Here is a 15723-nt window from a genome sequence, read left to right as displayed (position 1 = left end):
TTCTGGGGCTTTCCTCCGGGCGCTTCCCTTCGGTCTTGCGTTTCCGACTCTATCAGACTCTTTCGTGTCCGATTCCCGGTCGAAGCGGGTTTTGCATTTCTCGCCTTTCGGGAATTCGCTTTCGCGTTTCCCTTTCCGGCGAGTCCGACCTTATCAGGCCTTTCCGCTCCCCCTGACCGGCGCCCCGCAAGCATGCGGCTGCCCGATATCGGGTTAGGGTTTGGGCTGAATCGTCGCCGCCGACCCCCGACTCAAAGTCGCGTTGGGGCCAGGCAGGAGTACGACAGTACAGGCTGCCGGGAGTCGAGGCAAATCGTTTCCGGTACACCCCTAGGTCCTCGAACCACCAGGACTCGGGCGGAACCGGGACTTCTTATGACTTACGCTGCTGAGCAGTACGCCGTCCCCCTACCAGCCGCGGCGGCGCCATCGAAGCTCCACTCTGGGAGGCTCCCCCATGACCACTGTGACGTCCCCTATTGCCGGACGTGCCATCGGGCTCGCTGCCGTACCCGACCCGGTCTTCTCCGGGGCGATGGTGGGTCCCGGCACCGCTATCGACCCCGTGCGTGAGCCGTCCGAGGCTGTCTCGCCCGTCGACGGAATCGTCGTCTCCCTTCACCCGCACGCCTTCGTGGTCGTGGACAGCGAGGGCCACGGGGTGCTGACCCACCTCGGCATCGACACCGTTCAGCTCAATGGCGAGGGCTTCGAGCTGCTGGTGAACAAGGGTGACACCGTCACGCGCGGCCAGGGCGTCGTCCGGTGGGACCCCGTCGCGGTCGAGGCGGCCGGCAAGTCGCCGGTCTGCCCCATCGTGGCGCTGGAGGCGACTGCCGATTCGCTGTCCGCCGTCATCGAGGACGGCGACGTGAAGGTCGGCGACGCATTGTTCGGTTGGCAGTAACGCGTTCGGCGCAGTGACAGCCGACTGGATATCCACCGCGGGGGCATCGGCCGCCGCACAACCGGAGACGGGTGCAATGCAGACAACGCTGCGAGGCGTAGGCGTGAGCCACGGTGTGGCCATCGGCGAGGTACGGCACATGGGCACGGCAGTGCTCGAACCGCCGGCCAAGCAGATTCCGGCCGAGGAGGCCGAGCGCGAGCAGGGGCGGGCCCGTCAGGCCGTGGAGGCTGTGGCGGCCGACCTCATCGCGCGCGGCAACCTGGCCGGGGGCGAGGCCCAGCACGTGCTGGAGGCCCAGGCCATGATGGCGCAGGACCCCGAGCTCATGGCCGATGTGGACCGCCGTATCGCTGTCGGCAGCACCGCAGAGCGCGGTGTGTACGACGCGTTCGCCTCTTATCGCGCTTTGCTGGCCGGTGCCGGTGAGTACCTGGCCGGCCGCGTCGCCGACCTCGACGATGTACGCAACCGGATCGTGGCGCGCCTGCTCGGCGTGCCGATGCCGGGTGTCCCGGACAGCGACGAGCCCTATGTACTGATCGCGCGCGACCTGGCTCCGGCCGACACGGCGCTGCTCGACCCCACGCTGGTCCTCGGTTTCGTCACCGAGGAGGGCGGGCCGACCAGCCACAGCGCCATCCTCGCGCGGGCGCTCGGTGTACCCGCCGTCGTGGCACTCCCCGGCGCCGGGGAACTGGCCGAAGGCACCGTGATCGCGGTGGACGGCAGTACCGGCGAGATCTTCGTCGAGCCGAGTGCCGAGAAGCGGGCGGAGATGGAGGCCTCCGCCGCCGCGCGCAAGGCGGCGCTGTCCGCGTCGACCGGCCCGGGCGCGACGTCCGACGGGCACAAGGTGCCGCTCCTCGCCAATGTCGGCGGGCCCGGCGATGTACCGGCAGCCGTTGCGGCCGGCGCGGAGGGTGTCGGCCTGTTCCGCACCGAGTTCCTGTTCCTCGACGACAGCAAGCAGGCACCGTCCGAGGAGAAGCAGATCGCCGCGTACCGCGCGGTGCTGGAGGCCTTCCCCGAAGGCCGTGTCGTGGTGCGGGTGCTGGATGCCGGGGCGGACAAGCCTCTGGACTTCCTCACTCCGGCCGACGAGCCGAACCCGGCACTGGGTGTGCGCGGGCTGCGCAGTCTCCTGGATCACCCCGACGTGCTGCGGACCCAGCTGACCGCTCTGGCGAAGGCGGCCGAGGGCCTTCCCGTCTACCTCGAGGTCATGGCTCCGATGGTCGCGGACCGTGCGGATGCCAAGGCCTTCGCCGACGCATGCCGTGCGGCCGGGCTGCAGGCGAAGTTCGGCGCGATGGTCGAGATCCCGTCGGCCGCACTTCGGGCGCGCTCGGTGCTGCAGGAGGTGGAGTTCCTGTCGCTGGGCACCAACGACCTGGCGCAGTACACCTTCGCTGCGGACCGTCAGGTGGGTGCGGTGTCCCGGCTTCAGGACCCGTGGCAGCCCGCGCTGCTGGATCTGGTCGCGATGTCGGCCGATGCCGCCAAGGCCGAGGGCAAGAGCTGTGGTGTCTGTGGTGAGGCCGCCTCCGATCCGCTGCTGGCCTGTGTCCTGACCGGCCTGGGTGTGACGTCGCTGTCGATGGGCGCCGCGTCCATTCCTTACGTACGCAGCACGCTGGCGAAGTACACGCTCGCCCAGTGCGAGCGCGCCGCGTCGGCCGCGCGTGCGGCGGACTCCGCCGAGGAGGCCCGCGTCGCCGCGCAGGCGGTGCTGTCGGGCGAGTAGGACCCCGCGCAGGACCGGAGGGTCCGGACGATGTGTGAAGAAGGGGCTTCCCGCCGGTGACGGTGGGAAGCCCCTTCGGGCTGTCAGCGGTGCTCCTCCGGTTCATCGGCACCGATGTCGAAGCCTGCGCAGTACTCCACACCGGATTCGGGGGACACGGGGTCACCGGTTTCGGCGTCGGTGCAGTAGGCGCTGAAGACCTCGCCCGCGGTGAGCGGGGTGAGGCTGCCGCTCCTCAGGCGCCAGCCGTGGACCCGGTCCGCCGTCCCCGGGGCGCTCGTCCGCAGAACGACTCCCCCAGGGCTTCCGAGCGCGATGGCGACGGCCAGCACGGTCACGAACTCGGCGCCCTCCGCCGAGTCGAGGTGTGCGGGGCCGGTGGTGTCGCGCTCGGTGTGCAGCGCGGCGAGCAGTTGCTCGCTCTCCGTGGGAGTGCTGCAGACCAGGTGGTGGGTGCCGGGGCCGGCCGCCTCCAGAGTGCGCAGCAGCAGGTGGGAGGCGCGGTCGAAGGCGGCGCGGCCGATGTCCTGTCCGCAGTCCGCGCAGTCCCCGAGTCCGGCCAGGAGCATCGTGGCGTACTCCCAGGTGGCCTGCCGGACCGCTCGGGCGACCAGGAGCGGGATCAGAGCCTCGATGGGTTGTCCGGTGTAGGCGACGGTGGCGCCGCAGGCCGCGACCTCCGCGGTGAACCTGCTGCGGCCTGCCGGGTCGTCGGGTGCGATTCCGGATTCGGCGCAGAACTCCGCGTACTCCTCGGGGTCGAAGAGGGCGACAGTCGTGTGCATGCCCTGCGCGGCGAGAGCCCTGAGCAGGCCCTCCACCTGCTGCAGATAGACGGAGTGGTCGTCGAACGTGAAGGTGCGGTACCGCCGCATCGCCGCGAAGTCCTGTTCATCGGTCAGGAGGCCGATGGTGCTCGGTGCTTCGCGGCGCAGCGTGCGTCGCATCGTGGTGCCGGTCCGGCCACGGACGGTGGCCCGCTTGTTCCTGGTCTGCGCCATGATTCCCCCAGTGCGCTGTCGAACATTGCTCACTCAGAGTAATCACGGGCACTGACAGTGGCCTCGGTCAGCGGCGCTTGCGGGCCAGCTCCTCGTAGAAGTGGAGGAGTTCCAGGTTGTCGATGGATCCGGGGTTGACGGCCTTGGCCAGGGCGGTTCCCTGGAGCAGACGCTTGACCGGAACCTCGATGCGCTTGCCGGTGAGGGTGTGCGGGATGCCGGGGACCTCGATGACCTCGTCCGGAACGTGGCGCGGCGAGAGGTTCTCGCGGATCGTGCGCTTGATGCTGTCGCGTAGGTCGTCGTCGAGCGCGGCGCCTTCGGCGAGGTGGACGAACAGCGGCATCCAGTAGCCGCCGTCCGGCTCTTCCAGGCCGATGACGAGGGACTCGCGGATCTCGGGGAGGCGCTCGACGGCTTCGTAGATGTCCGCGGAGCCCATGCGGACGCCCTGGCGGTTGAGAGTGGAGTCGGAGCGGCCATGGATGACGACCGATCCGCGGTCGGTGATCGTGATCCAGTCGCCGTGCCGCCAGGCGCCCGGGTACATCTCGAAGTAGCTGTCGCGGTAGCGGCTGCCGTCGGGGTCGTTCCAGAAGCGGATCGGCATGGACGGCATGGGCTGGGTGACGACGAGTTCGCCGACCTCACCGGTCAGCGGCCGGCCCGCGGGGTCCCAGGACTGGAGGTCCGTTCCGAGGCACGCGGCCTGGAGCTCACCGATGTGGACCGGGAGGGTGGGGACCGCGCCGGCGAAGCAGCTGCAGACGTCGGTGCCGCCGCTGACGGATGCGATCCACAGGTCGTCGGCCACCTCGTCGTGGAGCCAGCGGAAGCCGTCGGGCGGGAGCGGGGAGCCGGTGGTGGCCACGCACTGGATGCGGGAGAGGTCGAAGTCCCTCCCCGGGTGGATCTCGGCCTTGCGGCAGGCCATGACGTAGGCGGCGGAGGTGCCGAACAGGGTGGCGCCGGTCTGTTCGGCGACGCGCCACTGGGCGCTGACGTCCGGGTAGCCGGGGCTTCCGTCGTACAGAACGAGGGTGGTGCCGGTGAGGAGGCCGGAGACGAGGAAGTTCCACATCATCCAGCCGGTGGAGGTGTACCAGAAGAAGCGGTCCTCGGGGCCGAGGTCGCAGTGCAGGCCGATCTGCTTGAAGTGTTCGAGCAGGATGCCGCCCTGCGACTGGACGATGGCCTTGGGGAGGCCGGTCGTGCCGGAGGAGTAGAGCACCCACAGCGGGTGGTCGAAGGGGACCTGCTCGAAGACCGGCTCCGTGTCCGCGGCGGTGAGGGCGGACCAGTCGAGGGCGCCTTCGGGTGCGTCGGTGCCCAGCAGCGGGATGTGGACGACGGCGCGCAGCGTGGGCAGTTCCCGGCGCAGTTCGGCGACGGTGTCCGCGCGGTGGTGCTCCTTGCCGCCGTAGCGGTAGCCGTCGACGGTGAACAGGACGACGGGTTCGACCTGCTGGAAGCGGTCGAGGACGCTGCGGGCGCCGAAGTCGGGGGCGCAGGAGGTCCAGACGCCGCCGACCGCGGCGGTGGCGAGAAAGGCGACGACCGCCTGCGGGATGTTGGGGAGGTAGCCGCTGACGCGGTCGCCCGGGGTGACGCCGAGGGCGCGGAGTTCGGCTGCGAGCGAGCCGACCTGACGGCGCAGTGCGGACCAGGAGACGGGGACCTGGGTGTGGGTCTCGTCGACGTGGAGCAGCGCGGGGGCGTCTGCTCGCAGAGGGTCCTCCGCTGTGCGCAGCGCGTGTTCGACGTAGTTGAGGGTGGCGCCGGGGAACCACTGGGCGCCGGGCATCGTACGGTCGCCGATGACGGTTTCGTAGGGGGTGGAGAACCGTACGTCGAACCATTCGGCGACGGCCTGCCAGAAGGTGTCGAGCTCGTCGACGGACCAGCGGTGCAGGCTCGCGTAGCCGCCCTCGGCCGGTGCTCCGTGGCGTTCGGCCGCCCAGCGCTGGAAGCGGGTGACGGCCGCGGTCGCGATGCGGTCCGGGCCGGGCTGCCACAGGGGGGCTTCGTCGGCTGCTGAGGTCATGGGGCGGCTCCCTGGCTGTACGGGTACGCGGTGTGTGCGTGTGTCGCGCGCACGGGCTGGGGTGTGCGCGTGAGGCGGCTTCACGGACGATGCCATGTGATCGTCTTTCGCACCAGGGTTGCCCGCCCATGGCCGCGTGTCCCGATATGTGGTCCGGCCACGCTCCGTCCCGGCCGGCCATGGGTGAACGGAAGTTGAACAGAACCCGTTACCGGATCACCGGGTGGCAGGGTGAGCTGTATGGACGGTCGTGACCTGGTGCGCTCGGTGAAATTGGTCGGCTCGAAACAGGGGCTGCGTACGGTGCGCTACGCGTGGCAGCGGGCGCGGGCGGATGCGCGGGCCCTGCCTGCGCGCGGTCCGGAGCGGGCACGGGTGCCGGGGGCCCTGACCGGTGCGGAACCCGAACCGGGCGGCGGTGTCGTGAGGTTCGCCCGTTCGGAGCTCCGGATCCGGGTGGCGGTGGGCGGGGCCGTCTTCTGGGGATGGGACGGCGCGGAGCCGTTGCCGTCCTACGCGCTGCCGGGGGCTGCGCCGGACGCCGATCCGCGAGCCCTGCTGGAGCCGGACAAGGACGGCGGCTGGCAGGTGGTGTCGGAGCGGCTGACGGTGGTGGTGTCCCGGCTGGGAGCGGTGGAGCTGCGGACGCCGGGCGGGGTGGTGCTGAGGCGGGAGCTGCCGCCGCGGTGGTGGGAACCGGTGGCGGGTGGTCGGGCGCGGTGGGTGCAGCGGTCCGAGGTCCCGGCGGACGCGCGGTTCTTCGGGCTGGGCGGACGGGCTGCGGGCCCCCGGCTCAGGGATGGTGTGTACGGGCTGTGGAACACGGATCCGGGCGGGCGGTTCGGGCCCCAGGACGATCCGCTGTATCTGACGATGCCGGTGCAGGTGGTGGTCTCGGACGCGGGGACGCATCTGGCGTTCCATGACAACTCCTGGGCGGGGCGGGTGGCGCTGCGTGAGGGCGCGGAGGGGGCGGGCTCCGGTCATGACCGGCCGGGGACGTGCGAGGTCCGGATGGACGGGGGCCCGTTGCGTTGTTGGGTGGTGGTGGGTACGCCGGCCCGGGTCCTCCAGGGGTGGTCCGCCCTGACCGGCGCTCCTGCGCTGCCTCCGTCGTGGGCGCTGGGTCCGCAGCATGCGCGGTGGGGGTTCGGGAGCGAGCGGGAGGTGCGCCGGATTGCCGCGGGGTACCGGGAGCGGGGGCTTCCGTTGTCGGTGCTCCACCTGGACATCGACCACTTCGACGCACACCGGGTGTTCACGGTGGACCGGGAGCGGTTCCCCGATCTTCCCGGGCTGGCGGCGGAGTTGCGCGAGGACGGGGTGCGGCTGGTGTCGATCGTGGACCCGGCGGTGGCCGCGGCTCCGGGGAACGCGGTGTTCGACACCGGTGCGGCGGTCGGGACTTCGGGTGCGTTCGTCCGGGACGCCCGGGGGCGGGCTGTGCGCGGGGAGGTGTGGCCGGGTGAGTGCGTGTATCCGGACTTCACCGATCCGCAGGTGCGTGAGTGGTGGGGCGGGCTGTACGAGGAGCGGCTGGCTCAGGGGTTCTCCGGTGTCTGGCACGACATGAACGAGCCGGTGTCGTTCGCGGCGTTCGGTGAGCCGACGCTGCCCCGTTCCTCCCGGCACTCGATGGAGGGGCGCGGCGGCGATCACCGGGAGGGCCACAACGTGTACGGCCTCGCGATGGCGCGTGCCGGGTACGAGGGGCTGCTGCGGCTGCGGCCGCAGGAGCGGCCGTTCCTGTTCTCACGGTCCGGCTGGGCGGGGATGCAGCGGTACGGGGGTACCTGGTCGGGTGACGTGGCGACCGGCTGGCCCGGGCTGCGGGCCTCGTTGGCGCTGGTGCTGGGTCTCGGGCTGTGCGGGGTGCCGTACTCGGGTCCGGATGTGGGCGGGTTCGACGGCTCGCCGTCTCCGGAGCTGTATCTGCGCTGGTTCCAGTTGGGGGCGTATCTACCGCTGTTCCGCACGCATGCGGCGATCGATGCGGGGCGCCGGGAGCCGTGGGAGTTCGGCCCGCGGGTCCTCGACGGGGCGCGGGAGGTGCTGTTGGAGCGGGAGCGGCTGCGCCCGTACTGGGTGACGCTGGCGCACGTGGCCCGGCTGACCGGGGCCCCGTATGTGCGACCGCTGTGGTGGGCGGCGCCCGGTGACCGGGCGCTGCGGGAGTGCGAGGACGCGTTCCTGCTGGGTGACGCGCTGCTGGTGGCGCCGGTGCTGGAGCCGGGGGTCGAGGAGCGGTCGGTGCGGCTGCCGCCGGGGCGCTGGTACGACACGGTGAGCGGTGCGGTGTACGAGGGGCCCGGTCAGGTGATGGTCGAGGCGCCGCTGTCGCGGGTACCGGTGCTGGCGAGAGCCGGTGCGGTGATTCCGGTGCGGGGTGCGGACGGTGGGCCGGAGCTGGAGGTGTGGGCTCCTGCGGCGGGGGCAGGCGGGGGCGGCTCGGTGGTCCGTGACGCGGGTGACGGATGGGAGCCGGCGGTGGTCGAGCGGTACACGACGCGGCTGGTGGGCGGGCGGGTCGTGGTGGAGCGGGACGGGGAGGAGGGGTTGGTGGACTGTCCGGTCCGGGTGCGGGGGTTGTGAGTGACCGGGTGGTGGGGGCGCGGGGGTTGTGAGTGCGACCGGGTGTTGGGAGTGCGGCGGGTGCGGGTGCGACCGGGTGGTGGGAGCGCGGGGATGTGAGCGCAACCGGGTGCGCCGAGTTCCGGGTGGTGAGCGCGGTCAGCGGTAGCGGCCGGCGAACCAGGAGTGGACCGCCTCGGTGTGGAGGGGGAAGGCGAGCGCTTCGGGGGTGCGCAGTACTCCGTATCCGGAGGTCTCGTCGGTCGGCACGGACGGCGGGAGCGCGGCGGCCGGGCGGGCGGGGAGCAGCCCGAACACGAGCAGATGGCCGTCGGGGTCGCTGAGGGCGTCGGCGAGGCGGACGTCGTCCCGGTCGGCCTCGATGCCGGTCTCCTCGCGGAGTTCGCGTACGACCGCGTGCTTCCAGTCCTCGTCGTGGTCGATGAAGCCGCCGGGGAGGGCGGTGCCCCCGAGGCAGGGTTCGATCGTGCGGGTGATGACGACGAGTCCGGTGCCGTCGTGGCCGGTCACGGGGAGCAGGGCGACGGCGACCGGCAGTGGGTTGCGGTAGGCGGTGTCTCCGCAGGCGGTGCAGGTGCGGGGCCATGCTTCGGGGGCCGGGAGTGCGTTGTACGGCACTCCGCAGCTGCCGCAGTGGGAGTTCTTCACGGCCTTCTCCGTTCCTCGTCGTCGTGGGCCCGCAGGCGGTACGAGCCGGGTGGACACGCGCGGACTGTATCCGATCGCCCGCCCCGGACGGCTCGATCAGTGGACGATGTGCTCATGACAGCTATTGCTTCCGTTCTCCGTGTCCTGGCAGCGACCGCCGCCACTCTGCTCGCCGTCACCGCCGCCGCTCCGGTGGCGCAGGCGAAGCCCGAGCCGAAGGCCCCCGGGGAGTTCGTCGCGCTGCGTACGGTCGATCCCACGATCATCCAGGAGATGCGCTACCCCACCGGGCACGACTTCATGGGTGTGCCGGTGGACGGGTACCGCCAGTCCTTGTGCATCCTGACCCGGCCGGCGGCCGAGGCCCTGCACCGGGCCCAGGTACGGCTGCTGGCGCAGGGGTACTCCCTGAAGGTGTACGACTGCTACCGGCCCCAGCGGGCCGTCGACCACTTCGTACGGTGGGCGAAGGATCTCGACGACGAGACGATGAAGGGCGAGTTCTATCCGCAGGTCGACAAGACCCGCCTGTTCGCGGACGGTTACATCGCCGAGAAGTCCGGGCACAGCCGGGGCAGCACGGTGGACCTCACTCTGGTGCGGCTGCCGGCCCTGCCGACCAGGCCGTACCGTCCGGGCGAAGAGCTGGTTCCGTGCTACGCCCCGCAGGCCGACCGCTTCCCGGACAACTCGGTCGACATGGGGACCGGATTCGACTGCTTCGACACGCTCTCGCACACCGACGACCCGAGGATCCAGGGCGCGCAGCGCGCCAACCGTCAGTTCCTCAAGAAGACGCTCACCGACGCCGGATTCGTGAATCTGGCCGAGGAGTGGTGGCATTACACGTTCAAGCCCGAGCTGTTCCCGGACACGTACTTCGACTTCCCGGTGGCCCGCCGGTCCGTCGCCGGCCACTGAAGCGGCACGTCCGGGGAGGAAAGTGAGCGGGCGGTCGGGACCACCCCCGTGGGTTCCGGCCACCCGCTCTTCTTCTCGGACGCGGATCGGCCGTATCCGGTTGCCGGTCCAGCCATTACGGTGCCGGTATGTCACAGCAGACGTTCGATTCGTACGAAGAGTTCTGGCCCTATTACGTCGCGATGCACTCCCGGGCCGCGACCCGCTGGGTCCATCTCACCGGCACCCTGACCGGCCTCGCGATCACCGCCTACGGACTGGCGCGCGGCCGGAAGCGGTATGCGGCGGCACTGCCGCTGATCGGGTACGGGACCGCCTGGCCCGCCCATTTCCTGATCGAGAAGAACAACCCGGCCACCTTCGGCCATCCCGCCTGGTCGCTGCGCGGTGACGCGCAGATGATCGGGATGATGCTGGCCGGCCGCGACCGGGAGCTGGCGGAGACCGCTGCCAAGTGGCTCGCCGACAACAGCTGACCGTGGCACACTTCTGACGTTCCGTCAGATCCAGTGCCGGGAGGGGCTTTGTCGCGCAAGCGCATACCTGTGGTGGCCGGGTGGTTCACCGAGGAGGGTCCGGAGGAGGACTTCCGACTGCTGGGCACCCGCTGCCCGCTCTGCTCGTCGGTCTTCTTCCCGCCCCAGAAGGGGCTCTGCCGCAATCCGGGCTGTACGGGCGGCGAGCTCGCCGAGGTGCCGCTGTCCCGGCGCGGCACGGTCTGGTCGTACACCGACGGCCGCTACCGCCCGCCTGCCCCCTACCTCTCGGATCCGGAGGTGCCCTGGGAGCCGTACACGCTGGTCGCGGTGGAGCTGGCGGCCGAGCGGATGGTCGTGCTCGGGCAGGCGGTGCCCGGGGTCGGCGTCGGGGATCTCGCGATCGGGATGGCGGTCGAGGCCGTACCGGGTGTGCTGGACTCCGGTCCCGGTGACGACGACGGTACGGTCCGGACCACCTGGCGCTGGCAGCCGGTCGCCGGCTCCGGGGAGGGTGCGGCATGAGCGGGGACGTGGCAGTCCTCGGGGCCGGAATGCATCCGTGGGGCAAATGGGGCCGCAGTTTCGTGGAGTACGGCACAGTCGCGGCCCGCAACGCGCTCGGGGACGCGGGCATCGAATGGCGCGACGTGCAGTCCGTGGTCGGCGCGGACACCGTGCGCGGCGGCTATCCGGGCTATGTGGCCGGGGCTACGTTCGCCCAGGCGCTGGGCTGGCAGGGCGCCCGGGTGACCAGTGTGTACGCCGCCTGCGCGTCGGGCGCCCAGGCGGTCAACACCGCAAGGGCGCAGATCCTGGCCGGCATGGCGGACGTGGTGCTCGTGGTGGGCGCGGACGCGGCGCCCAAGGGGTTCTTCGCACCGGCGGGCGGCGAACGGCCCGATGATCCGGACTGGCTGAGGTTCCGGGTGCTCGGTGCGACCAACCCCGCGTACTTCGCGCTGTACGCCCGTCGGCGGATGGCCCTGCACGGGGACACCCCTGAGGACTTCGCCCGGGTCAAGGTGAAGAACGCGGCGGCCGGCGCGCTGAACCCGAACGCCCGCTACCGGGCGCCGGTGAGCGCCGAACAGGTCGCGGCCTCCGCGGTGGTCGCCGATCCCCTGCGGCTGCTGGACATCTGCGCCACCTCCGACGGCGGGGCCGCTCTGGTGCTGTCCAGCATGGAGTTCGCCCGGCGTCACGGAGCCGCCGACCCGGTCCGCATCCGTGCCGTGTCGACCGTGACGCCCACGTATCCGAAGGCGGTGCTCGATCTGCCGGACATCGCCACGGATTCGGCGGCCGCCGTCGAACCGGCACCCCTGAGCTTCCGCGCCTCGATCGCACGGGCCGCGTACGAGGAGGCGGGCATCGGCCCCGAGGACCTGTCCCTGGCCGAGGTGTACGACCTCTCCACGGCGCTGGAGCTGGAGTGGTACGAGGACATCGGGCTGTGCGCGCAGGGCGAGGGTGCGTCGCTCGTGCGCACCGGAGCCACGGCGCTCGGCGGACGCGTTCCGGTGAACCCGAGCGGTGGGCTCGCGTCCTTCGGCGAGGCTGTGCCGGCCCAGGCCATCGCGCAGGTCTGCGAGCTGACCTGGCAGCTGCGCGGCACGGCCGGGGAGCGCCAGATTCCGGGAGCACGGGCCGGAATCACAGCGAATCAGGGGCTGTTCGGTCACGGGTCCGCAGTCGTGGCAGTGCGCTGACGCGGCGCACCCACGAGCACAGGCTGCCAACAGCGCTTGTTGTCGGCCTTCTTGACGACCCATCAAGCACGGTGAACACTCCATTCCCAGCCGATGTCGTCCTCCCACTCCACGGCGGCCGGCTGATCCCACGCTCGTCACGGTCGCCGGGCGGGGCACGGCATCTGCCTGCTCCCGGCCGCCGTAGCCATGGAAGCGCCCGGCGAAACCCGCCGGACAACCACTGGGAGCGCCATGAGCAATGGAGACATCTTCACCGGGGAAGTCCTCGGAACGGCCATCCTCATCCTCTTCGGCGCGGGCGTCTGCGCCGCCGTCACGCTCCACCACTCGAAGGCCAGGGCCGCGGGCTGGGTCGTCATCGCCTTCGGATGGGGCTTCGGCGTACTGGCCGGCGCGTACACGGCCGCCCCGCTGTCGGGCGGACACCTCAATCCGGCCGTGACCGTCGGCATCGCCGTCGACACCGGTGAGTGGGACAAGGTCCCCCTCTACATCCTGGGTCAGCTGACCGGCGCCGTCATCGGTGCGGTGCTGGCCTGGCTGACGTACTACGCGCAGTTCCGCGCCAACGCCGACGAGGAAACGTCCGGGCCCACGCTCGGGATCTTCGCCACCGCTCCGGAGATCCGGAATCCGGTGGCCAACCTCGTCACCGAGATCATCGCGACCGCCGCTCTGGTGCTGCCGATCCTGGCCTTCGGGAAGAACGCGGGGATCGGAATCGGCCCGGTCGCGGGGGCCGGTGCCGGAGTCTACGGCTCCGGGATCTCCGTACTCCTGGTGTCCCTCCTCGTGGTGGGCATCGGTCTCTCGCTGGGCGGGCCCACCGGCTATGCCATCAATCCGGCCCGTGACCTCGGTCCCCGGTTGGTGCATTCGCTGCTTCCGATACCGAACAAGGGCACGTCGGACTGGGGTTACGCCTGGATTCCGGTCGTGGGGCCGCTCCTGGGCGGGCTGCTGGGCGGCCTCGTGTTCAACGCCGCGTTCTGAGGACCGTTCCGGAAGTACCCGACGGACAAGGGGAGTCATGACGATCAGGTATGTCGCCGCCATCGACCAGGGCACCACCTCCAGCCGCTGCATCATCTTCGACCAGTCCGGTGCCGTCGTCGCCGTCGACCAGCGCGAGCACCGGCAGATCTTCCCTCGCCCGGGCTGGGTCGAGCACGACGCCTCGGAGATCTGGGCCACCGTGCAGTCCGTCGTCGCCGGCGCCCTGGACCGGGCCGGGCTGCGGGCGGACCAGCTCACCGCGCTCGGCATCACCAACCAGCGCGAGACGACCGTGCTCTGGGACCGGGCCACCGGGGTCCCCGTCCATCACGCCATCGTCTGGCAGGACACCCGTACCGCCGCTCTCTGCCACGAGCTCGGTGGCGCCGACGGACAGGACCGGTTCCGGGCCACCACCGGCCTGCCGCTGGCCAGTTACTTCTCCGGCCCCAAGGCGGCCTGGCTGCTGGACCACGTCCCGGGCCTGCGCGAACGCGCCGAGCGGGGCGAGATCGCGTTCGGCACGATGGATTCCTGGCTGATCTGGAATCTCACGGGCGGCACCGACGGCGGCGTCCACGTCACGGACGTGACCAACGCGTCGCGGACCATGCTGATGGACCTGGAGACGCTCCGGTGGGACCCGTCCATCCTGGCCGCCATGAAGATCCCGGAGGCGGTGCTTCCGGAGATCAGGTCGTCGTCCGAGGTGTACGGAACGGCCGTGGGCGCGCTGGCCGGGGTGCCGGTGGCCTCCGCCCTCGGCGACCAGCAGGCCGCCGTCTTCGGGCAGGCCTGTTACGACCCGGGCACGGCCAAGAACACGTACGGCACCGGCAGTTTCCTGCTGCTGAACACCGGGAACCGCCCCGTTGCGTCCAAGAGCGGGCTGATCACCACCGTCGGCTACCGGATCGGCGACGAACCACCCGTCTACTGCCTGGAGGGGTCGATCGCGATCACCGGGGCACTCGTGCAGTGGTTCCGGGACCAGCTCGGGATCATCAGGAGCGCCGCGGAGATCGAGACGCTGGCGGCGAGCGTCGAGGACAACGGCGGGGCGTACATCGTGCCCGCGTTCTCGGGGCTGTTCGCCCCCTACTGGCGCTCCGACGCCCGGGGTGTGATCACCGGGCTGACCGGCTACGTCACCAAGGCTCATCTGGCACGCGCCGTCCTGGAGGCGACCAGCTGGCAGACGCGTGAGGTCGTCGACGCGATGTACCAGGACTCCGGGGTGCCGATCACGACGCTCAAGGTGGACGGCGGCATGACGGCCAACCATCTGCTGATGCAGCACCAGGCCGATGTGCTGGGCGTTCCGGTGATCCGGCCGAGGATCTCGGAGACCACGTGCCTGGGCGCGGCGTACGCGGCGGGGCTGGCGACCGGCGTGTGGTCGGGGCTCGACGAGCTCAGGACGCACTGGCAGCGCGATGTGGAGTGGCAGCCCCGGATGGAGCCGGAGGTCCGCGAACGCGAGTACGGCAACTGGCGCAAGGCGGTCGAGCGGAGCCTCGGCTGGCAGGAGGAGGGCGAAGGCGGGCAGTAGGGCCCGCTCCCCGGCCACCCGCTGACGCGCGGCTCGTACCCTGGCCGCCCGATGACGCGCGGCCCGTACCCCTGTCGGCGGGGGTACGGGCCGCGTTCCGCCCGCAGGGCCCTACGTGGTTACGGGCTCGCGGAGCCGGTCCACCCGGGCCACCGCGTGCTCGACGACGGCCACCAGGACGTCCCGTACAGAGGCCCGGTCCCGCGCGTCGCACACGAGCACCGGCACCTGCGGATCCAGGTCCAGTGCCGCCTGCACCGTCTCGGTGGGGAACTTGTCCGCGCCCTCGAAGCAGTTGACGGCGACGGCGAACGGGATCTCGCGGCGCTCGAAGTAGTCGACTGCCGCGAAGCAGTCCTCGAGCCGGCGGGTGTCCGCGAGGACGACCGCGCCCAGGGCGCCCTGGGCGAGTTCGTCCCAGAGGAACCAGAAACGGTCCTGTCCCGGGGTCCCGAAGAGATACAGCACGAGGTCCTCGCGGAGCGTGATCCGCCCGAAGTCCATCGCCACGGTCGTCGTGGTCTTCGCCTCGACACCGTGCAGGTCGTCCACCGGACGTCCTGCCTCGCTCAGCCTCTCCTCCGTACGCAGCGGCCTGATCTCACTGACCGCGCCCACCAGGGTCGTCTTGCCCACTCCGAAGCCGCCCGCCACCAGGATTTTCAGGGTAACGGGCTCAACGGGCCGCCTGTTGCGGCTAGAGCGCCCGAAGGCCATTGATCACCTCGCGAAGAATGTTCACGTCCGGCAGCTCGGCCGGCGGAACGGGACGGGTTACGTGCACCAGCTCGTCCTCGACGAGGTCACCGACCAGGACCCGGACCACCCCGACGGGGAGGTCCAGACCTGCGGCGAGCTCGGCGATCGACTGGGGCATGTCACTGCAGAGTTCGACGATCTCCACGTGTTCCGGGGAGAGCATCTGGTCCCTGCCGGGGTCGTCGGCCGCAGGTTCGGGCATGACGATCGCGATCAGGTCGAGGCGGTGACGGGACGCACTGCTGGTGCGTCCCCTCGTCATCGCGTACGGGCGGACCACCGGCCCCGCGTCGGCGTCGTACCAGCGCGAGGACTGTGGGTCGCCGGGGGTCTCCGGGGTACGGGACGTGTCGGCGCTCATCCCA

At 70.9% G+C, this 15723-nt stretch carries 14 protein-coding genes; 9 read left to right on the top strand and 5 right to left on the bottom strand.

The features are described from left to right. The first annotated feature begins 457 nt into the window (after window positions 1–457). The gene (locus ACIOEW_RS39615; RefSeq protein ID WP_401970271.1) at window positions 458–907 is read left to right on the top strand and encodes a PTS glucose transporter subunit IIA; all 450 of its coding nucleotides are present in this window, start codon (window positions 458–460) and stop codon (window positions 905–907) included. A gap of 76 nt (window positions 908–983) precedes the next feature. Then, window positions 984–2654, top strand: a complete 1671-nt coding sequence (gene ptsP, locus ACIOEW_RS39610) for a phosphoenolpyruvate--protein phosphotransferase (RefSeq protein ID WP_401970270.1) — start codon at window positions 984–986, stop codon at window positions 2652–2654. Window positions 2655–2737: 83 nt separating this feature from the next. Here ptsP and ACIOEW_RS39605 read toward each other — a convergent pair whose 3' ends face one another. Further along, entirely contained in the window at window positions 2738–3655 is a 918-nt protein-coding gene (locus ACIOEW_RS39605; protein ID WP_362556970.1) for a hypothetical protein, read from the bottom strand. Between the two features lie 67 nt (window positions 3656–3722). Beyond that, window positions 3723–5699, bottom strand: coding sequence for an acetoacetate--CoA ligase (locus ACIOEW_RS39600; RefSeq protein ID WP_401970268.1), 1977 nt, complete (start codon window positions 5697–5699; stop codon window positions 3723–3725). 240 nt (window positions 5700–5939) lie between these two features. On the opposite strand from ACIOEW_RS39600, the gene ACIOEW_RS39595 reads away from it, so the two are divergent. Beyond that, window positions 5940–8291: a glycoside hydrolase family 31 protein gene (locus ACIOEW_RS39595; RefSeq protein WP_401970267.1), complete on the top strand. Its 2352-nt coding sequence runs from the start codon at window positions 5940–5942 to the stop codon at window positions 8289–8291. A 138-nt stretch (window positions 8292–8429) separates the two neighbouring features. Here the strand turns inward: ACIOEW_RS39595 and ACIOEW_RS39590 are convergent, their stop codons facing one another. Beyond that, window positions 8430–8939, bottom strand: coding sequence for an NUDIX domain-containing protein (locus ACIOEW_RS39590; RefSeq protein ID WP_362556975.1), 510 nt, complete (start codon window positions 8937–8939; stop codon window positions 8430–8432). Window positions 8940–9053: 114 nt separating this feature from the next. Between ACIOEW_RS39590 and ACIOEW_RS39585 the strand changes: the two genes are divergently transcribed. From ACIOEW_RS39585 to glpK, 6 genes are all read left to right on the top strand, one after another. Then, entirely contained in the window at window positions 9054–9860 is an 807-nt protein-coding gene (locus tag ACIOEW_RS39585; protein ID WP_401970265.1) for a M15 family metallopeptidase, read from the top strand. 128 nt (window positions 9861–9988) lie between these two features. After that, window positions 9989–10336, top strand: a complete 348-nt coding sequence (locus ACIOEW_RS39580; RefSeq protein ID WP_362556979.1) for a DUF962 domain-containing protein — start codon at window positions 9989–9991, stop codon at window positions 10334–10336. Window positions 10337–10384: 48 nt separating this feature from the next. Next, window positions 10385–10861, top strand: coding sequence for a zinc ribbon domain-containing protein (locus ACIOEW_RS39575; protein ID WP_362556980.1), 477 nt, complete (start codon window positions 10385–10387; stop codon window positions 10859–10861). Continuing rightward, a complete protein-coding gene (locus tag ACIOEW_RS39570; RefSeq protein WP_362556982.1) occupies window positions 10858–12048 on the top strand; it encodes a lipid-transfer protein in 1191 nt (396 codons plus the stop codon). The genes ACIOEW_RS39575 and ACIOEW_RS39570 overlap by 4 nt, the downstream gene beginning before the upstream one ends. A gap of 234 nt (window positions 12049–12282) precedes the next feature. Then, window positions 12283–13044 carry an MIP/aquaporin family protein gene (locus ACIOEW_RS39565; RefSeq protein WP_362556984.1) on the top strand — a complete coding sequence of 254 codons (762 nt, stop codon included), beginning with the start codon at window positions 12283–12285 and terminating at the stop codon, window positions 13042–13044. Between the two features lie 37 nt (window positions 13045–13081). Then, on the top strand, window positions 13082–14599 hold the full coding sequence (glpK, locus tag ACIOEW_RS39560; RefSeq protein ID WP_362556986.1) for a glycerol kinase GlpK: 1518 nt from the start codon (window positions 13082–13084) through the stop codon (window positions 14597–14599). A 111-nt stretch (window positions 14600–14710) separates the two neighbouring features. Here glpK and ACIOEW_RS39555 read toward each other — a convergent pair whose 3' ends face one another. Both ACIOEW_RS39555 and ACIOEW_RS39550 read right to left on the bottom strand, forming a co-directional pair. Further along, the gene (locus tag ACIOEW_RS39555) at window positions 14711–15316 is read right to left on the bottom strand and encodes a GTP-binding protein (RefSeq protein ID WP_401970262.1); all 606 of its coding nucleotides are present in this window, start codon (window positions 15314–15316) and stop codon (window positions 14711–14713) included. Continuing rightward, window positions 15297–15719, bottom strand: coding sequence for a DUF742 domain-containing protein (locus ACIOEW_RS39550; protein ID WP_351001764.1), 423 nt, complete (start codon window positions 15717–15719; stop codon window positions 15297–15299). The genes ACIOEW_RS39555 and ACIOEW_RS39550 overlap by 20 nt, the downstream gene beginning before the upstream one ends. Between the last annotated feature and the right edge of the window lie 4 nt (window positions 15720–15723).

The organism is Streptomyces sp. NPDC087901, assembly GCF_044742205.1.
Classification (GTDB): Bacteria; Actinomycetota; Actinomycetes; order Streptomycetales; family Streptomycetaceae; genus Streptomyces.
The sequence above is the reverse complement of the archived record's forward strand: the minus strand, read 5'-3'. Positions and strand labels throughout refer to the sequence as shown.